A 15,829-nucleotide genomic window follows, 5' to 3' on the forward strand; every position below is an offset into this window, starting at 1 on the left:
CGACCGGCCCCTTTTTCTATGGCTCCACTACGAGTGTTTTTGTGGGCGCAGGGCGACTTGGCTCCGGTAGAGCGCGCGTTTCACTTCGCGCGCGATCTTTCCTCCTGTGGGGCGCGACTGGATGGTTGAGCCCCCCAATTCCTCCGTCAGTTCTGATGCGCCATTGGGCCAGATCGTGTGGACCATTTGCCCATGGACCCAGTGCATCTGGAGAAAGGTGTCAACCGGACGGTCCAGCGTCTCCGTGGCTGCCAGTAGACGCGCCGCCGCGGCTTTTCCCACCACCTGCGCGACGGTTTGCAATCCGATGCGTCTTGGCAGAAACAGGCGCGCTTCGCCCTCGGTCGCAATAAACTGCGTCGCGGTTTCGCGGTGTTTGGCAGGCAGCCGGATAAAACTCTCGGTGGTGGCGCTATTTTCGGCCAATGCGATGGCATCGCGCCAGATCGCCAAGTCCAAGGCAAGATCATCCTCGACGATCAGGCCGAACTCATCAGCGCTGTCGACGATCTTCTGCCAGCATTTGCGGTGGGAGAGGAAACAGCCGATCTCCCCAGCTCTCAGCGCAAAGGGGTAACGTGGCTGGTGCAGGTCGCCATTGCGCACGGTGATCCCGCCTGCCTCCAGAACGGCGCGGCCATTGACCGCCTCAATGACCTCCGGCTGTGGCAGCTCCGTCATCAGCCGTGCCACGTTTGGGGCGCGTTTCTGATCACCTGCCATATGAATGATATAGGATCGCATAAGCCAGAGGTAGCGATCTTGCCCAGCGGTGAAAAGAGGGAGGCCGCAGTCTGCGAACCCGAAAACGAAGAAACCCCGCCATCTCTGGCGGGGTTCCAAGTGTTTTCAAAACAAGAGGCAGATTATTCTGCGTCTTCTTTCTTCTCAGCCTTGATCTCTTCGCCGGTTTCCTGATCCACGATCTTCATGGACAGTCGGACCTTACCGCGATCATCAAAGCCCAGCAGCTTCACTTTCACTTCCTGGCCTTCCTTCAGAACGTCCGAAGGGTGGTTCAGGCGGCGGTTTTCGATCTGGGACACGTGTACCAGGCCATCGCGCTTGCCGAAGAAGTTCACGAAGGCGCCGAAGTCGACGATCTTCACAACTTTACCGGTGTAGATGGCGCCTTCTTCCGGCTCTGCCACGATCGAGTGGATCATGTCATAGGCCTTCTGAATGGCGGTGCCGTCGGCGGATGCGATCTTGATCACGCCGTCGTCGTTGATGTCGACTTTCGCGCCGGAGGTTTCCACGATCTCGCGGATGACCTTACCGCCGGAGCCGATCACTTCACGGATCTTGTCAGTCGGGATCTGCATGGTCTCAATGCGCGGCGCATGGACGGAGAACGCATTGGTTTCCGACAGAGCCTTGGCCATTTCGCCGAGGATGTGCAGACGGCCGTCTTTGGCCTGATCCAATGCTTTTTCCATGATCTCAGGCGTGATGCCTGCAACCTTGATGTCCATCTGCAGCGAGGTGATACCCTTGTCGGTACCCGCCACTTTGAAGTCCATGTCGCCAAGGTGGTCTTCATCGCCCAGAATGTCCGACAGGATCGCGTAGGAGCCGTCGTCTTCCAGGATCAGACCCATGGCCACACCGGCAACCGGTGCCTTCAGCGGAACAGCCGGCGTCCATCATGGACAGCGAACCACCGCAGACGGATGCCATCGAGGAGGAACCGTTCGATTCGGTGATCTCCGACACCACGCGGATGGTGTAGGGGAAGTCGGTCGGCGCAGGCAGAACCGCCTGAAGCGCGCGCCATGCCAGCTTACCGTGACCGATTTCACGGCGGCCAGGGGAGCCGACACGACCCACTTCACCAACCGAATAGGGAGGGAAGTTGTAGTGCAGCAGGAAGTTGGATTTGAAGTTGCCGTGCAGCGCGTCGATGAACTGCTCGTCGTCACCGGTGCCCAGCGTGGTCACGGCCAACGCCTGAGTTTCACCACGGGTGAACAGCGCCGAACCATGGGTCCGCGGCAGCATGCCGGTTTCCGACTCGATGGCGCGCACGTCAGTGGTTGAACGTCCGTCGATCCGCTTGCCGGTCTTGACGACATCGCCACGCAGAATGCCAGCTTCCAGCTTCTTCAGGGCGGAACCGAGGTTGGCATCTTCCAGCTGTTCTTCTGTCAGCGAGGCTTTGATCGCGTCGCGGGCAGCGGCAACAGCGGCGGTGCGCTCCTGCTTGTCGGTGATTGCGAATGCAGCGCGCATCTGCTCTTCACCAGCGGCTTTCACGACAGCGAACAGCTCGGAATAATCCATGCCGGCTGGAAGTCAAACGGCTCTTTCGCCGCGTCTTCTGCCAGGGAAATGATCAGGTCGATCACCGGCTGGATCTGCTCATGAGCAAATTTCACCGCACCCAGCATTTCAGCTTCGGTCAGCTCGTAAGCTTCGGATTCAACCATCATCACGGCATCTTTGGTGCCGGCAACAACCAGATCCAGACGCTGATCAGGGTTCAGGCGCAGGTCCTGCATGTCGTCGACAGTCGGGTTCAGAACGTATTCGCCGCCCTCAAAACCAACGCGCGCAGCTGCGATCGGACCCATGAAGGGGGCGCCGGACAGGGTCAGCGCCGCAGAGGCTGCGATCATGGCGACCATGTCAGGATCGTTGACCAGATCGTGGCTCAGCACGGTGCACATCACCAGAACTTCATTTTTGAAGCCGGGGACGAACAGCGGGCGGATCGGACGGTCGATCAGACGCGCAGTCAGCGTTTCTTTTTCGGTGGGGCGTGCTTCACGCTTGAAAAAACCACCGGGGACCTTGCCCGCAGCGTAGTATTTTTCCTGGTAGTGGACGGTCAGAGGGAAGAAGTCCTGACCCGGTTTCTGCTGGCGGGCAAAGGTGACATTTGCCATGACCGAGGTCTCGCCCAGGGTGGCAATCACGGTGCCATCAGCCTGACGGGCAACCTTGCCGGTCTCCAGTGTGAGCGTCTCTTCGCCCCACTGCATCGATTTCTTTGTAACGTTAAACATTCAGCTTATCCTAGCTGGGAGCACTCCCGGGCGTATCCCGGGTCTCCCGTTTGATGTGGCGGCCCCATTGCCGCCGACCCCTCTCTATCTTTCTTTCGACTGCCGGGGTCTTGGCAGCACGTCTCAGATAGGCCGCCCTTACAGGATTTTTGCACAGATTGAAAGGGCAAGCGCTGGTGATGCCGGTTCTCAGAGATTTCGCCCCAGGCCCATACCACAGGGCGCATCAGCGCCGATGGCGAGTTCTAAAATACCGGTGCGTTAACTAGATCCTCAGCGTTTTTATGAAAACTTTGCGCACCCCAGAAGGGCAAGACGCCGTCGACCCCACCACGAATGAACAGGTGCTGAATGAACGATTGGACCTCCGGCTATGTTGCCGAGCTCGACTATACGCATGATTTCTTTCATGAGATGACGCCATCGCGCTTGGCGTTTGCTGCGCTGTCGAAGGGGCATCGGCATGGGTTGGATGACAACCGTCTAACCTATTGTGAACTGGGCTGTGGGCAGGGGTTCACCGCCAATCTGCTGGCCGCTGCAAACCCGCATGTTGATGTACATGCCATGGATTTCAATCCGGCGCATATCGCTGGCGCACATCGATTGGCGCAGGAGGCTGCGGTGCCCAATGTCACCTTCTACGAAAGATCCTTTGAGGATTTCGAAGAGGAGGCAACCCTGCCAAACAGCTTTGACGTGATTGCGCTCCATGGCGTCTACAGCTGGGTCTCTCGCGAGAATCAGGAACGGATCACCGGCTTCATCGCTCGCCGTCTGAAACCGGGTGGGCTGGTCTATATCAGTTACAACACACAACCGGGTTGGGCGCCGTCGATGCCACTGCGCCGGTTGCTGGCAGATCGCGCGGCGCAGAGCAGCGGGCCGCTGGAGCAACGCATTGACGAAGCCTTGGGGTTTGCCGAGCAATTGAAACAGGCCGGGGCTGGTTTCTTTGCCTCCAATCCGGGCCAGCTGACCCGGCTGAGCGAGATGAAATCGATGTCGCGGAACTACCTGGCGCATGAGTTCTTCAACAAGGATTGGACCCCGTTTCATTTTGCCGATGTGGCAGAAGATCTGGCGCAGGCAAAACTGGAGTTCATGGGGGCGGCGAATCCTCTGGATCACATCGACGATATCTGCCTCAGCGCGCCACAGCAGGCGCTGCTCGCAGAAGAAAGCAATGTGGTCAGGCGCGAGGGATTGCGTGACATTCTGTTAAACGAGCAGTTCCGCGCAGATGTTTTTGTACGGGGGTGGCTGCCACAGACACAACGTGGCGGCGTCGGAGGGTGGTTTCAGACCTCCTTCGCGCTGGCGCGCCATTATGGAACCGGCCCGTTGAAAATCAGCTGGCGCAAGGGCGATATCGCGCTGGAAGCGAGCCAGTATGAGCCTGTTTTGCAGGCTTTGGCCGATGGGCAGCACACCGTTCGTGCCTTGCTGGAGCAAGGGGTGTTCTCAGATATGACCTGGGGCGACGTTACGCGGATGCTGACGATCCTGACCGGTGCGGGCTATATCGTGCCCTGTTTGCCGCAAGCGGGATATGCGGATCGGATTGCGCGGTGCCGCGACTTCAATATGGCGGTTTGCAAGAATGCTGAGGACAGCGAGCGTCTGGGATTCCTGGCATCCCCGGTGACAGGGGGCGGTGTCGCGGTTGACCGAATGGAGCAGCTGTTCCTTCTGGCTCAAAGCGAGGGACATCAGGCGCCACATGATTGGGCGAGCTTCGTCTGGCGAATTCTTGAGCCGCAGGGACAGCGGCTGGAACAGGATGGCCGGGTGCTGGAGCTGGCTGAGGAAAACCTTGCAGTCCTGCGCGCCCGCGCCCATGCTTTTGCAGCGCGGCGCCTGGACATTCTTGCAGGTCTTGGCGTGAGCTTGGTCAAGGACGCATCATCGCAAGCGGAAACGCCCCATCCGACGGCCGCTACGTCACAGCGCGGCGCCGTCGCCTAGCAGCCCGCAGATCAGCCAGTGCAACGAAAAACGCCCGCAGCCAAAAGGCGCGGGCGTTGATCTTCAACCGTCTGGTCGTCGCGTTTAGCGACGGATGCCGAGACGTTTGATGAGGTCCTGATAGCGGGCCACGTCTTTGCCTTTGGTGTAGTCCAGCAGCTTACGACGCTGAGCAACCATTTTCAGAAGGCCACGACGACCGTGGTTGTCCTTCTTGTGGGTTTTGAAGTGCTCGGTCAGGGTGTTGATGCGCGAGGTCAGGATTGCAACCTGGACTTCCGGAGAACCGGTGTCGCCGTCTTTGGTTGCGAATTCTTTCATCAGGCGGGCTTTTTCTTCAGCAGTGATCGACATCGGGGTCTCCTTTGAAGGTTTGTGTGAATGGCGCAGGCCGGGATGTCGTCCAGCACAGGCCCATGGAGGCGTCTCGGGCAATGCAGTTTTCCGTAGAAAGTCGCAGTGCCGTTGAACAGGTCGCGCGTATACGCAGATTCTTGGGAAATAGCAAAAGGTTTTGAGGAGTGGTCTCTGTCAGCGCAGCGGATGTCGGCCTGACGAGACCTGGATCAGCCGAGCGTTAGCCCGCCGCTGCCAGCTTCACTGGCCATCACGCCAAAGCGGATCGCGGCGTCCTGATCTACGATCAGTATGTCGGAGGCTGCCAGTTCCGCCGGTCCGGTCACGCGCAGCACCTCCTCGCCGTCGATGGTCACGATATGCTCACCGGGGGTATCTGGATTGCTGCTCACGTCAACGACAGGCGTGTCAGAGCCGAATTTGTCCCAGATGACAACCAGCTGATCCTCATTGCTATTGAAATCGGACAAATCAATGGGGGCGGTGGGGTCCGTATTGTCCCCGTTTGTGTCCTCGCTGACATAAAAATCACCAGCGCCAACAAGGATACTATCGGCGCCTGTGCCTGCGGTCACAATGTCACCAGCCCCGGCGAGTATCGTATCATCGCCGTCACCACCGTTCAGATAATCCGTGGTGTCACCATCATCATTGCCGACCAGGCGATCATCGCCAGTGCCGCCGAACAGCGTGTCCTGTCCCTGGCCACCTGTCAGATGGTCATCATCGTCATTCCCGTGCAGCGCGTCGCGCCCGTCAGCCCCGACCAGCGTATCGTTGTCCTGACCGCCGTGAGCCTGATCATCGCCTGCACCACCGTCAAGCAGATCCTCACCGAAGTGGCCAAACAGCCTGTCGTCGTCATCATCCCCGGCCAGCAGATCATCGCCATAGTCTCCGTGTAGGAGATCATCTCCGGCGCCGCCCTCTAGTGTGTCGTCCCCGTCACCGCCGTGCAGTGTGTCATTGCCGTCGCCGCCTTGCACGCCGTCATCACCGGCGTAGCCGTTCAACTGATCATGGCCCGCAAGGCCTTGCAGAAGATCATCCGTATCACCACCGCCAAGCTGATCGCTTGCAGCGGTCCCAGTCGAGACCAATGCGTCAAGAGAGACGGTTTCACCGGCGCTGCTCTTCGCGGCATCATCGTCGCTGCCTTCACTGGTGTCGGGGCTGTCCGGGTCATCGCCCCCCTCGTCAATCAACAAGATGCCACCAACGGCGGCGACCCCCAACATTGCAGCCAGCATCAACATTCCGGCGACCCCTTACCAAACACGCGGAACACCCGCATGATCAGTATTGAACACGCAATGGTTGTATATCAAACCAAATCGAAAGCGATGGTTAGCAAGATCTTATGCCAGCTTGGGTCGCCAGGGTTCAGGTTTCTGGTCGTAGCGAATGTAGAGCGGGTGTTTGGGATGACCGGCCTTGCTCAGTCCGAGATGAAACAATGGCCTACCGGCTTCGACAAGCGCCGCCGCAACTTGAACACCTTGCTGACGAAACGCGCCGTGGGTGCCCCAGGCGCAGATCACCTGATCCGCCCAGGCCGCACCCTCCAGAATTATTCCCAGATTATCAGGGCCAACGGGGTCCGCTGCACGTTTCATGTCACGTGGATCGGTGGCCCGAAAGGCAAAGATATTGGTGGCGCGAAATCCGCCATGTCCCAAGGTGCGCGCGCGTCTCTCGCAGCGCTCAATCGTTGGATCGTTCTGCACCTCAGTTGCGGTGGACGGGTTGAGCATCACAAACATCAGCCGTGTCCCCGCCGGATCCCAGATCCGGCTGAGGCTATATCGATACTGCTCGCAGTCGGAATAGACCGCGGTTGAGGGCGCGTCGCCCTTGGTGTGGCTGCGATGGATCATGGCACCCGTCGTGCCCAGACCTCGCGCCGCTGTCAACCGCAGGCTAGCGGACGAAGACCCGGCTGGGATGCAGCTCGCCGACTTTGTAGTGTCCAACCGCAACAGCCAGGCCATCCAGTGAGGCCCAGGCTTCCTCGCCGTATTCAACATCGGAGGCGAGCACCATTCCGGGATTGCCATTGCGCAGCTTGGCCGCGCCTTCAGGTGTGCAGGTCAGCTGCGGCAGATCGGCGAGCCCTTCTTCAAGCGGGCGCAGATAGCCATCAAGATCCGGCGATTTGGCCATTTCATCCAGCGTCTCAAGGCTGATGCCATCCTCCGCGTCAAACGGCCCCGACCAGATCCGGCGCAGGCATTTGACATGGCCCTGACATCCAAGCGCGGCGCCCAGATCCCGCGCGATGGACCGCACGTAGCCGCCTTTGCCGCAGGTCATTTCCAACACGACATGGTCAGCGTCAGGACGATCCACCAGGATCAGCTCCTCAACCCACAACGGGCGGGCGGCCAGTTCGATGTCTTCACCGTCGCGGGCCAGTTTATAAGCGCGCTGACCGTCGATTTTCACCGCTGAGAATTTTGGTGGCACCTGCATGATATCACCAAGGAATTGCGGCAGCGCCGCCACGATGTCCTCATCACTTGGCCGTGTGTCGCTGCTGGCGATCACTTCGCCTTCGGCGTCATCGGTATTGGTCGCCTGACCGAGCCGCACGGTGAAGGTGTAGGCCTTCAGCGCATCGGTGATATAAGGCACGGTCTTGGTGGCTTCGCCCAGGGCGACTGCCAGAACGCCGGTTGCCTCGGGATCCAATGTGCCGGCATGGCCTGCCTTCTTCGCATCGAAGGCCCAGCGGACCTTGTTGACAACCGCAGTGGACGTCAGCCCCGCAGGCTTGTCGACCACCAGCCAGCCGGAAATATCGCGCCCTTTGCGTTTGCGTCCCATATCGTACCCCAATGTCATCGTCGGTGAGAGAGGCGCGCGAGGTAGCCCAGCCATCCCGGGCTGTCAATCGCGGGAGGTGGCGAAACCGTCAGCCAACTGCGGCGGGGGCTGGTCCAACGCGCGTGGTTGGCTTAGTTGGTCGCCGCGTCGCTCTTGGTGCCGTCTGCCACCACGCCCACCACCGGCCCCATCATGAAACCCGCATCACTGCGGTTGATCTGCGGCGCGTGGAGCCGCGATATATTGCCATCAAAATAGAGCGCGCTTGGCAGCTTCAGATGGTCCCGGAACAGGCTGCCAAACTGGTGAAACGTCACAGCGTTCCGCGAGATGGCAAAGACCACGCGCTGGCCGTCGGCGCTGGTGCCGACGCCGTTGCGAATGAAATACGAGGTCGAGTCCGGCAGAAACCGCGGGTGCAACGCGCCGTCGATCACCAGCATCGGGCCGGATTGCGTGGCATAGCGGCACGATGGCTCTGTCTCGGCGAAAGTCAGCGTTTCGATCACATCCGTGCGGGCAGCACCGATACACAGCACCCCGTTGGGCAGCAGTCCGAAATTTCCCGGACCGGGGGTTGTGATCAGACGCATCTCCTCCTTGTCGCCGTCCCGGTACAATCCGACGGGGGAGCGGTCGCGATGATACATACCGGCATTCGTGGCAAAGGGCAGTGTCTGTCCTTTGTCAGCCAGATCGGTTTCGATCGCCGAGAAATGACCGTAGACGTCTCCGGCGCCATCCTTCAGGAACAGGCGCAGCTCGTCGTTGGTCACGTCAACCTCGCAGATCGTGTAGCGGTTGTCGTCATAGGCGATGTTGCGGCAGTCCACCGCCGCAGCAGGCGCGGCCCAGAGGGCCAGCGCCATAGCCACCGCCCAGCGAATCACTCGCCGATATCGCGGCGCACCGCGTCCTGCGACAGCATCCGCCGGGTGTCATCCATCCGGTCAAAGGTATCATCCAGCTGGAATCGCAACTCCGGCGTGAATTTCAGCGCCAGCTTTTTGCCGATCATCCGGCGCAGTTCGCCCTTGTTGCGGGCCATCAGCTTGAGCGTGTCTTCCTGCCCTTTGCCACCAAGCGGCAGCACATAAGCCGTGGCAATGCGTAGATCGGGCGAAGTGCGAACCTCGCCGACAGTGATCGACAGCCGGTTCAATTCGGGATCATGCAGGTCACCGCGTGCAAAGATTTCGGACAAGGCGCGGCGAATCAATTCGCCGACGCGGAGCTGACGTTGTGAGGGCCCTGAGCCCTCTTGGAGTTTGTTCTTAGCCATATATCCGATTTATGCCGAAAGCGGGGCTTTGCCAAGCGCAGCACAAGCGGTTAGGACAAAACCAGCCCGAAACAGACCACCCGCGATCCAGCGCAACACCTAAGACCCTGACATGACAGCTTCCCGCACGGATACACCCGGCATCGTGATCACCGGCGCTTCTGGGCGCATGGGGCAGATGCTGATTAAGACGATTGCGGATCATCCCCGCGCGCATCTGGTCGGCGCGGTGGAGCGGGCAGGCCACGATTGGGTCGGTCAGGATGTGGGGCTGGCCATGGGCGGCTCTGAAATCGGCGTGACAGTGACCGACGATGCGGCTGCTGCCTTTGCCAAGGCGCAGGCGGTGATCGACTTCACCAACCCAGAGGCGACTATTGCCTTTGCCGGGTTGGCGGCCGAGGCCGGTGTTGTCCATGTCATTGGCACCACCGGGATGAGCGACGCAGAGATCGCCCAGCTGGAACCAGCCTCGCGCCGGTCGGTGCAGATGCGCGCTGGCAATATGAGCCTTGGCGTGAACCTGCTGGTCCAGTTGACCAAGAAGGTCGCCGCCGCCCTTGATGAGGATTTTGATATCGAAGTGATTGAGGCGCATCACCATCACAAAGTCGACGCCCCCTCCGGCACCGCGTTGATGCTGGGCGAAGCGGCTGCGGAGGGGCGCGGCGTGATGCTCTCAGATGTCAGCGACAGCGGGCGCGATGGCATCACCGGCGCGCGCAAGCGCGGTGATATCGGTTTCAGCGCCATTCGGGGTGGCGATATTGTCGGGGAACATGACGTGCTGTTTGCTTAGCCAGGGAGAGCGTATCGTCCTGCGCCATCTGGCGACGGACCGTGCGATCTTTGCCCGCGGCGCGATCAAGGCCGCACTTTGGGGGCAGGATAAGCAACCCGGTCAATACGACATGCTGGATGTGCTGGGCCTCTGATCCTCAGAGCAGGGATGCGGCGCCGCTGAACGTCTCGAACCCTTCGGTGGTTTCCACCACCGAAGCTTCGAAATGGGCGATCAATGGCATCACTTGAGGCTCCAGCTATTTCAGCCAGACAGGCCCGTCGTAGAAGTCATCCTTGATGCGTTCGCGGTCCGATAGCGTTGCAAAGGCGCGCATCCAGTGGACGACATCCGGATCCTCCAGATCGCGCATCGGGCCAAAAACCAGCATGCCCGCGTCGCGCAATGCCGGTCTGTTCACCCGTTCAAAGATGTCAATAAAGGCTTCGCGTTTGCCGGGGTGCAGCCTGTAGCGGCGGATCTCGATGATCATGCAGGCCTCCTGCGGCGACACCGTCAGAAATCGATGGCGATGCCTTTTTTCTCCCAATCGCCGTAACGCGCGGGATCTGGACCATCGCGACCGCCCAGCTCAACCGGGCGATTGGCCGCCTCGGCCTCAGCGGCCTTGCGCCGTTCTGCGGCTTCAGCCAGCGCCCGCTGTGCGGCGGGCGGCAGATCTGTTGCCGGATCGATTTTGGTTTTGTCAGCGTCACTCATGCCGGGTTCCCTTGTTGTCGTTCTATGATATACGCCCGCGTCCGGCGGCGACAACCCATCGCGCCGCTGCCCTCTATCAGGAGACCCGCATGTCCAACGCAAGCCAAGCCCGCCGCCGCGCTATTCATCTGCTGGATCAGGTGCTCGGGGAGGGCAAGCTGCTGTCTGAATGTTATGCCGCTGGCGCCTTGGACAAGCTCCCGGCGGAGGAGCGGGCGCGCAGTCAGCGACTGGCTACAGACACGCTGCGCAATTTGGAGCGCGCGGACCGAATCCTGCAGAAGCATCTGAAGAAATCGACGCCGCTGACAGTCCACAACGCGCTGCGTATTGGCACCGTCGAGCTGTGTCAGGGCGGTGCCGCACATGGGGTTGTGAACGAGATGGTGGACATCATCGCGCGTCACCGCCGCCACGGCAAACTGAAAGGGTTGGTCAACGCGGTTCTGCGCAAGGTGGCGGATCACGGGCCTGCTGAATGGGCCAAGCTGCGGGTTCCGCGCCTGCCGAAATGGCTGCGCAGCCCACTGTCTCAGGCCTGGGGCGCACCTGCGATGCTGTCGATTGAGGCGGCTCATCTGGCGGGCGCGCCGCTTGATCTGACGGCAAAACCTGGTGCCGATCTGTCGGCGTTGGAGACAACCCGCCTGCCAACCGGGTCTTACCGTCTCCATGGATCGGTTCAGGTTTCTGGCCTGCCGGGATTTGAGGCGGGCGACTGGTGGGTACAGGATGCCGCCGCCGCGCTGCCTGCGCAGCTGCTGGCGGCACAGCCGGGCGAATCGGTCCTGGATCTCTGCGCGGCGCCGGGGGGCAAGACGATGCAGATCGCGGCCACTGGCGCGAATGTGACGGCCGTGGATCAATCCGCTGGTCGGATGGCGCGCCTGTCGGAGAACCTTGACCGGACCGGCCTCAGCGCGACGGTTGTTGTTGGTGATGCGCTGGAACAGACCGGCCAATATGATGCGGTTCTGCTGGATGCGCCGTGTTCCGCAACGGGCACGATTCTGCTTGACACCCGGACCTGCCCCATGCCAAGAATGGCAGTGGCTTTGGCGCGCTGATAGAATTGCAGGCACAGATGCTTGCCCATGCCTGGAGCCTGGTGAAACCGGGTGGACGGTTGATTTACTGCACCTGTTCGCTCCTGCCGGATGAGGGTGAATGCCAGGTTGAAGATGCGCTTGAGATGTTTCCCGATATGTCGGTCGGCGACCGGATCCACACGGTCGCGGGCATCGACCCCGACTGGATCACAGAAGAAGGCGGTCTGCGTCTGCGACCTGATTACTGGGCTGATCGGGGCGGTATGGACGGTTTCTACATGGCGGAATTGCGCAAGGGCGCGGCCTGACCTCAGGTCTCGGCGGTCCTTCGCCGCCCGGCTATCGGGTCGCCTGCCGCATTATCGGTGACTTGGCCTGTAAGCCTCGCTATGCTCAGCGCAAAACGCCCCGGAAAAAATCTCTGGCGTGAGGCAAGAGAGCATGTCCCGATACGATAGAATGGCGCGGCGCGGCACCCGCCTGTTGAACCGCTTTTACGCACGGCGCGCGCGACGGCAGCCCGGCGCCACGGCCTTTGTGTCGCAGCCTGAGCCGCGCACCATCGGCAGTTTTGCCCGCGGTCGTCAACTGGTGGCGGGCAATCTCCTGTTTGCGGGTTACCTCGTCGAATCGCCGACCACCGGGCTCTGGGATGTGGTGGCGCCCGATCTCGCCTTTGATGCAGAACGGCACGGGTTTGCCTGGCTTGATGATCTGGCCGCTGTTGGTGATTTTCGGGCCCGGGAAAAGGCACAGCTCTGGGTCTGGGGATGGATCGACACCCATGGCAACGGCAGCGGGCCGGGCTGGTCGCCGGATCTGACCGGTCGTCGGGTGATCCGCTGGATCAACCACGCGCTGTTCCTGCTGGCGGCCCGCACCGCCGAACAATCGGAGGCCTTCTTCGGGGCCCTGTCCCGCCAGACCTGGTTCCTCTCCCGCCGCTGGCAAGGGGCCTCCCCCGGATTGCCCCGGTTTGAGGCACTCACCGGGTTGATCTATGCGGGGCTAGCGCTCAAGGGGCATGAGGATCAGGTCGATCCCGCTCTGAAGGCCCTGGCAGAGGAATGCGCCAGCCAGATTGATGATCAGGGAGGCCTGCCGACCCGCAACCCTGAGGAGCTGCTGGAGGTCTTTACCCTGCTGACCTGGGCCGCGGCTGCGCTACAGGATGCCGGACGCGGCGTTCCACCCGCGCAACTGGCCGCGATTGAGCGGATCGCACCGACCCTGCGCACATTGCGTCATGCGGATGGCGGTCTGTCGCGGTTCCACGGCGGTGGTCGCGGGCTGGAGGGGCGGCTGGATCATGCGCTAGCGGCAAGCCATGTCACCACGCGCCACGCCGATGGTTTGGCGATGGGCTATGCCCGCCTGTCCGGGCGGCGCACCTCGGTGATCATTGATGCGTCTGTGCCGCCGACGGGGCGCGCCTCATGGAATGGTCATGCCTCCACCCTGGCGTTTGAGCTGACATCCGGTCGTCGCCCGCTGATCGTCAACTGCGGCTCGGGCGAAACCTTTGGTGTTGAGTGGCGCCGAGCGGGGCGGGCAACACCGTCCCATTCCACGCTCTGTATCGAAGGGCATTCCAGCGCCCGACTGGCCCCGCCGGAACGCGGCAGTGGCCATGAGATCATGACTGAGGCGCCCGATAACGTGCCGCTGGATGTTTCTGATCTGGAAGACGGCTATCGCTTTCAGGGTGGGCACAATGGCTATGAGCGCCATTTCGGCCTGACCCATGCGCGCACGCTGGAACTGGCGGTGGATGGCCGTGGTCTGGCTGGTGAGGACATGTTGCTGGCGCTGGATACCCGCAACAAACGCCGTTTCGACAAGGCGATGGACGCCCATTCGCTGGGCGGTATTGGCTTTGAGATCCGGCTGCATCTGCACCCGGATGTGGACGCAGCCCTTGACTTGGGGGGCGCAGCAGTATCCATGGCGCTCAAGAGCGGGGAGATCTGGGTGTTCCGTCATGATGGAACCTGCGAGTTGAAGTTGGAACCCAGCGTATACCTGGAAAAAACCCGCTTGAAGCCGCGTGCGGCAAAACAGATCGTTCTCTCCGGGCGGGCAATGAATTATGCCACGCGCATCCGGTGGACGCTCAGTAAGGCGCAGGAGACTGCCGTTGCCGTGCGAGACCTGAACCGGGATGATCCCGCGTTAACCGACTGAGCCTGAAAAGGACCTGCCCTGCCATGACTGACCTTCACCCCGTACGCCGTGCGTTGCTTTCCGTATCCGATAAGACCGGGTTGATCGACCTGGGTAAGGCCTTGGCGGCACGCGGCGTTGAGCTGCTCTCAACTGGCGGGACCGCCAAGGCGCTGCGCGACGCAGGGCTGACCGTCAAGGACGTCTCCGAAATCACCGGCTTTCCGGAAATGATGGATGGTCGAGTCAAAACGCTGCATCCGATGGTGCATGGCGGGCTGCTGGCATTGCGCGACAACGACACGCATGTGGCTGCGATGGAAGAACATGGCATCGGTGCCATCGACCTGCTGGTGGTGAACCTCTACCCGTTTGAGGACACCGTGGCCAAGGGCGGCGACTACGATACATGCATTGAAAACATCGATATTGGCGGCCCGGCAATGATCCGTGCGGCGTCCAAGAACCACCTATTCGTGAACGTTGTGGTGGATGTCGAGGATTACGAACCGCTGCTGGCAGAGCTGGATCGCAATGATGGGCAGACCTCTTATGGATTCCGTCAATGGTTGGCGCAGAATGCCTACGCCCGGACGGCCGCCTATGACGCGGCAGTATCAAACTGGATGGCGGGCGCACTGAATCTTGAGGCGCCGCGCCGCCGTGCCGTGGCAGGACAGCTGGCGCAGACCCTGCGCTATGGTGAGAACCCGCATCAGCAGGCGGCCTTCTACCTTGATGGCTCCGCCCGCGCAGGTGTCGCCACCGCGCAGCAGGTGCAGGGCAAGGAGCTGTCCTACAACAACATCAACGACACCGATGCGGCTTTTGAACTGGTCAGCGAGTTTGCACCCGCTGATGGCCCGGCTGTGGCGATCATCAAACACGCCAACCCCTGCGGCGTGGCCCGTGGTACAACGCTGAAAGATGCGTACCAAAAGGCCTTCGACTGCGACCGCACCTCTGCCTTTGGCGGGATTGTGGCTCTGAACCAGCCGTTGGACGGCGAAACCGCGCAAGAGATCGTGCAGATCTTCACCGAAGTGGTCATCGCCCCCGGTGCCTCGGATGAGGCCAAGGCAATTTTTGCCGCCAAGAAAAACCTGCGTCTGTTGCTGACGGATGGTCTGCCCAACCCGCAGGACACGGGTCTGACCACCCGTCAGGTGTCTGGCGGAATGCTGGTGCAGGACAAGGACGTCGGTCACCGGGCCATGGACGACCTGAAGGTGGTCACCGAGAAGGCCCCGACCGATGAGCAGATGCAGGATCTGCTATTTGCCTGGAAGGTTGCAAAACACGTGAAATCCAACGCCATCGTCTATGTAAAATCTGGCCAGACCGTTGGTGTCGGCGCTAAGCCAGATGAGCCGCCTGGACAGTGCCACCATTGCAGGCGTGAAGGCGCAGCGGATGGCTGATGCGCTGGAGTTGCCGGAGAGCTTGGCAAAAGGGTCTGCGGTTGCCTCCGATGCATTCTTCCCTTTTGCGGACGGTCTTCTGGAAGCTGCGGCAAACGGTGCCACCTGCGTGATCCAGCCCGGTGGTTCCATGCGCGATGATGAGGTCATCAAGGCCGCCAATGACGCAGGACTGGCAATGGTCTTCACCGGCATGCGTCACTTCCGACACTAAACGCGGCTAACGCAGATCGGGCCGGGTTTGGCCCGATCTC

The 15,829-nt window shown here is 60.9% G+C and carries 11 protein-coding genes and 4 pseudogenes; 5 read left to right on the forward strand and 10 right to left on the reverse strand.

The features are described from left to right. Positions 1-27: 27 nt before the first annotated feature. Both L0Z65_RS15145 and pnp read right to left on the reverse strand, forming a co-directional pair. The gene (locus tag L0Z65_RS15145) at positions 28-744 is read right to left on the reverse strand and encodes a glycosyltransferase family 25 protein (RefSeq protein WP_405108915.1); all 717 of its coding nucleotides are present in this window, start codon (positions 742-744) and stop codon (positions 28-30) included. A gap of 122 nt (positions 745-866) precedes the next feature. After that, positions 867-3,008 (reverse strand): annotated as a pseudogene (gene pnp, locus L0Z65_RS15150) (polyribonucleotide nucleotidyltransferase). 351 nt (positions 3,009-3,359) lie between these two features. Between pnp and L0Z65_RS15155 the strand changes: the two are divergent. Next, entirely contained in the window at positions 3,360-4,976 is a 1,617-nt protein-coding gene (locus tag L0Z65_RS15155) for a class I SAM-dependent methyltransferase (RefSeq protein WP_405108918.1), read from the forward strand. Between the two features lie 84 nt (positions 4,977-5,060). On the opposite strand, the gene rpsO is transcribed toward L0Z65_RS15155, so the two are convergent. The 6 genes from rpsO to rbfA form a co-directional block, all read right to left on the reverse strand. Beyond that, entirely contained in the window at positions 5,061-5,330 is a 270-nt protein-coding gene (gene rpsO / locus L0Z65_RS15160) for a 30S ribosomal protein S15 (RefSeq protein WP_024098682.1), read from the reverse strand. A 212-nt stretch (positions 5,331-5,542) separates the two neighbouring features. Next, complete coding sequence (locus tag L0Z65_RS15165; RefSeq protein ID WP_405108921.1) at positions 5,543-6,589, reverse strand: calcium-binding protein; 1,047 nt, start codon at positions 6,587-6,589, stop codon at positions 5,543-5,545. Between the two features lie 102 nt (positions 6,590-6,691). Then, on the reverse strand, positions 6,692-7,210 hold the full coding sequence (locus L0Z65_RS15170) for a DUF1643 domain-containing protein (protein WP_405108924.1): 519 nt from the start codon (positions 7,208-7,210) through the stop codon (positions 6,692-6,694). Positions 7,211-7,253: 43 nt separating this feature from the next. Next, the gene (gene truB / locus L0Z65_RS15175) at positions 7,254-8,159 is read right to left on the reverse strand and encodes a tRNA pseudouridine(55) synthase TruB (RefSeq protein WP_405108927.1); all 906 of its coding nucleotides are present in this window, start codon (positions 8,157-8,159) and stop codon (positions 7,254-7,256) included. A gap of 131 nt (positions 8,160-8,290) precedes the next feature. After that, positions 8,291-9,028 carry a phosphodiester glycosidase family protein gene (locus tag L0Z65_RS15180; protein WP_405108929.1) on the reverse strand — a complete coding sequence of 246 codons (738 nt, stop codon included), beginning with the start codon at positions 9,026-9,028 and terminating at the stop codon, positions 8,291-8,293. Positions 9,029-9,045: 17 nt separating this feature from the next. Further along, entirely contained in the window at positions 9,046-9,441 is a 396-nt protein-coding gene (rbfA, locus tag L0Z65_RS15185) for a 30S ribosome-binding factor RbfA (RefSeq protein WP_040170160.1), read from the reverse strand. A 112-nt stretch (positions 9,442-9,553) separates the two neighbouring features. Between rbfA and dapB the strand changes: the two are divergent. Further along, a pseudogene (dapB, locus tag L0Z65_RS15190) lies at positions 9,554-10,376 on the forward strand (4-hydroxy-tetrahydrodipicolinate reductase). Between the two features lie 105 nt (positions 10,377-10,481). Here dapB and L0Z65_RS15195 read toward each other — a convergent pair. Continuing rightward, positions 10,482-10,715: a putative quinol monooxygenase gene (locus L0Z65_RS15195; protein WP_405108932.1), complete on the reverse strand. Its 234-nt coding sequence runs from the start codon at positions 10,713-10,715 to the stop codon at positions 10,482-10,484. 23 nt (positions 10,716-10,738) lie between these two features. Further along, positions 10,739-10,942 carry a DUF1674 domain-containing protein gene (locus tag L0Z65_RS15200; RefSeq protein ID WP_040178778.1) on the reverse strand — a complete coding sequence of 68 codons (204 nt, stop codon included), beginning with the start codon at positions 10,940-10,942 and terminating at the stop codon, positions 10,739-10,741. An 89-nt stretch (positions 10,943-11,031) separates the two neighbouring features. Here L0Z65_RS15200 and L0Z65_RS15205 point away from each other — a divergent pair. From L0Z65_RS15205 to purH, 3 genes and pseudogenes are all read left to right on the forward strand, one after another. Then, positions 11,032-12,299, forward strand: a pseudogene (locus L0Z65_RS15205) (RsmB/NOP family class I SAM-dependent RNA methyltransferase). Between the two features lie 133 nt (positions 12,300-12,432). Beyond that, positions 12,433-14,175 carry a heparinase II/III family protein gene (locus L0Z65_RS15210; RefSeq protein WP_405108935.1) on the forward strand — a complete coding sequence of 581 codons (1,743 nt, stop codon included), beginning with the start codon at positions 12,433-12,435 and terminating at the stop codon, positions 14,173-14,175. 23 nt (positions 14,176-14,198) lie between these two features. Next, positions 14,199-15,789: pseudogene (gene purH, locus L0Z65_RS15215) on the forward strand (bifunctional phosphoribosylaminoimidazolecarboxamide formyltransferase/IMP cyclohydrolase). The last annotated feature ends 40 nt before the right edge of the window (positions 15,790-15,829 follow it).

It is taken from the genome of Phaeobacter sp. BS52 (genome assembly GCF_045040595.1).
In the GTDB taxonomy this organism is placed as follows: Bacteria; Pseudomonadota; Alphaproteobacteria; order Rhodobacterales; family Rhodobacteraceae; genus Phaeobacter; species Phaeobacter piscinae.

Bases quoted from the DNA above. Each gene is read 5' to 3' on its own strand.
- L0Z65_RS15145 (WP_405108915.1), bottom strand. From the start codon at position 744: ATGCGATCCTATATCATTCATATGGCAGGTGATCAGAAACGCGCCCCA.
- L0Z65_RS15155 (WP_405108918.1), top strand. From the start codon at position 3,360: ATGAACGATTGGACCTCCGGCTATGTTGCCGAGCTCGACTATACGCAT.
- rpsO (WP_024098682.1), bottom strand. From the start codon at position 5,330: ATGTCGATCACTGCTGAAGAAAAAGCCCGCCTGATGAAAGAATTCGCA.
- L0Z65_RS15165 (WP_405108921.1), bottom strand. From the start codon at position 6,589: ATGTTGATGCTGGCTGCAATGTTGGGGGTCGCCGCCGTTGGTGGCATC.
- L0Z65_RS15170 (WP_405108924.1), bottom strand. From the start codon at position 7,210: ATGATCCATCGCAGCCACACCAAGGGCGACGCGCCCTCAACCGCGGTC.
- truB (WP_405108927.1), bottom strand. From the start codon at position 8,159: ATGGGACGCAAACGCAAAGGGCGCGATATTTCCGGCTGGCTGGTGGTC.
- L0Z65_RS15180 (WP_405108929.1), bottom strand. From the start codon at position 9,028: ATGGCGCTGGCCCTCTGGGCCGCGCCTGCTGCGGCGGTGGACTGCCGC.
- rbfA (WP_040170160.1), bottom strand. From the start codon at position 9,441: ATGGCTAAGAACAAACTCCAAGAGGGCTCAGGGCCCTCACAACGTCAG.
- L0Z65_RS15195 (WP_405108932.1), bottom strand. From the start codon at position 10,715: ATGATCATCGAGATCCGCCGCTACAGGCTGCACCCCGGCAAACGCGAA.
- L0Z65_RS15200 (WP_040178778.1), bottom strand. From the start codon at position 10,942: ATGAGTGACGCTGACAAAACCAAAATCGATCCGGCAACAGATCTGCCG.
- L0Z65_RS15210 (WP_405108935.1), top strand. From the start codon at position 12,433: ATGTCCCGATACGATAGAATGGCGCGGCGCGGCACCCGCCTGTTGAAC.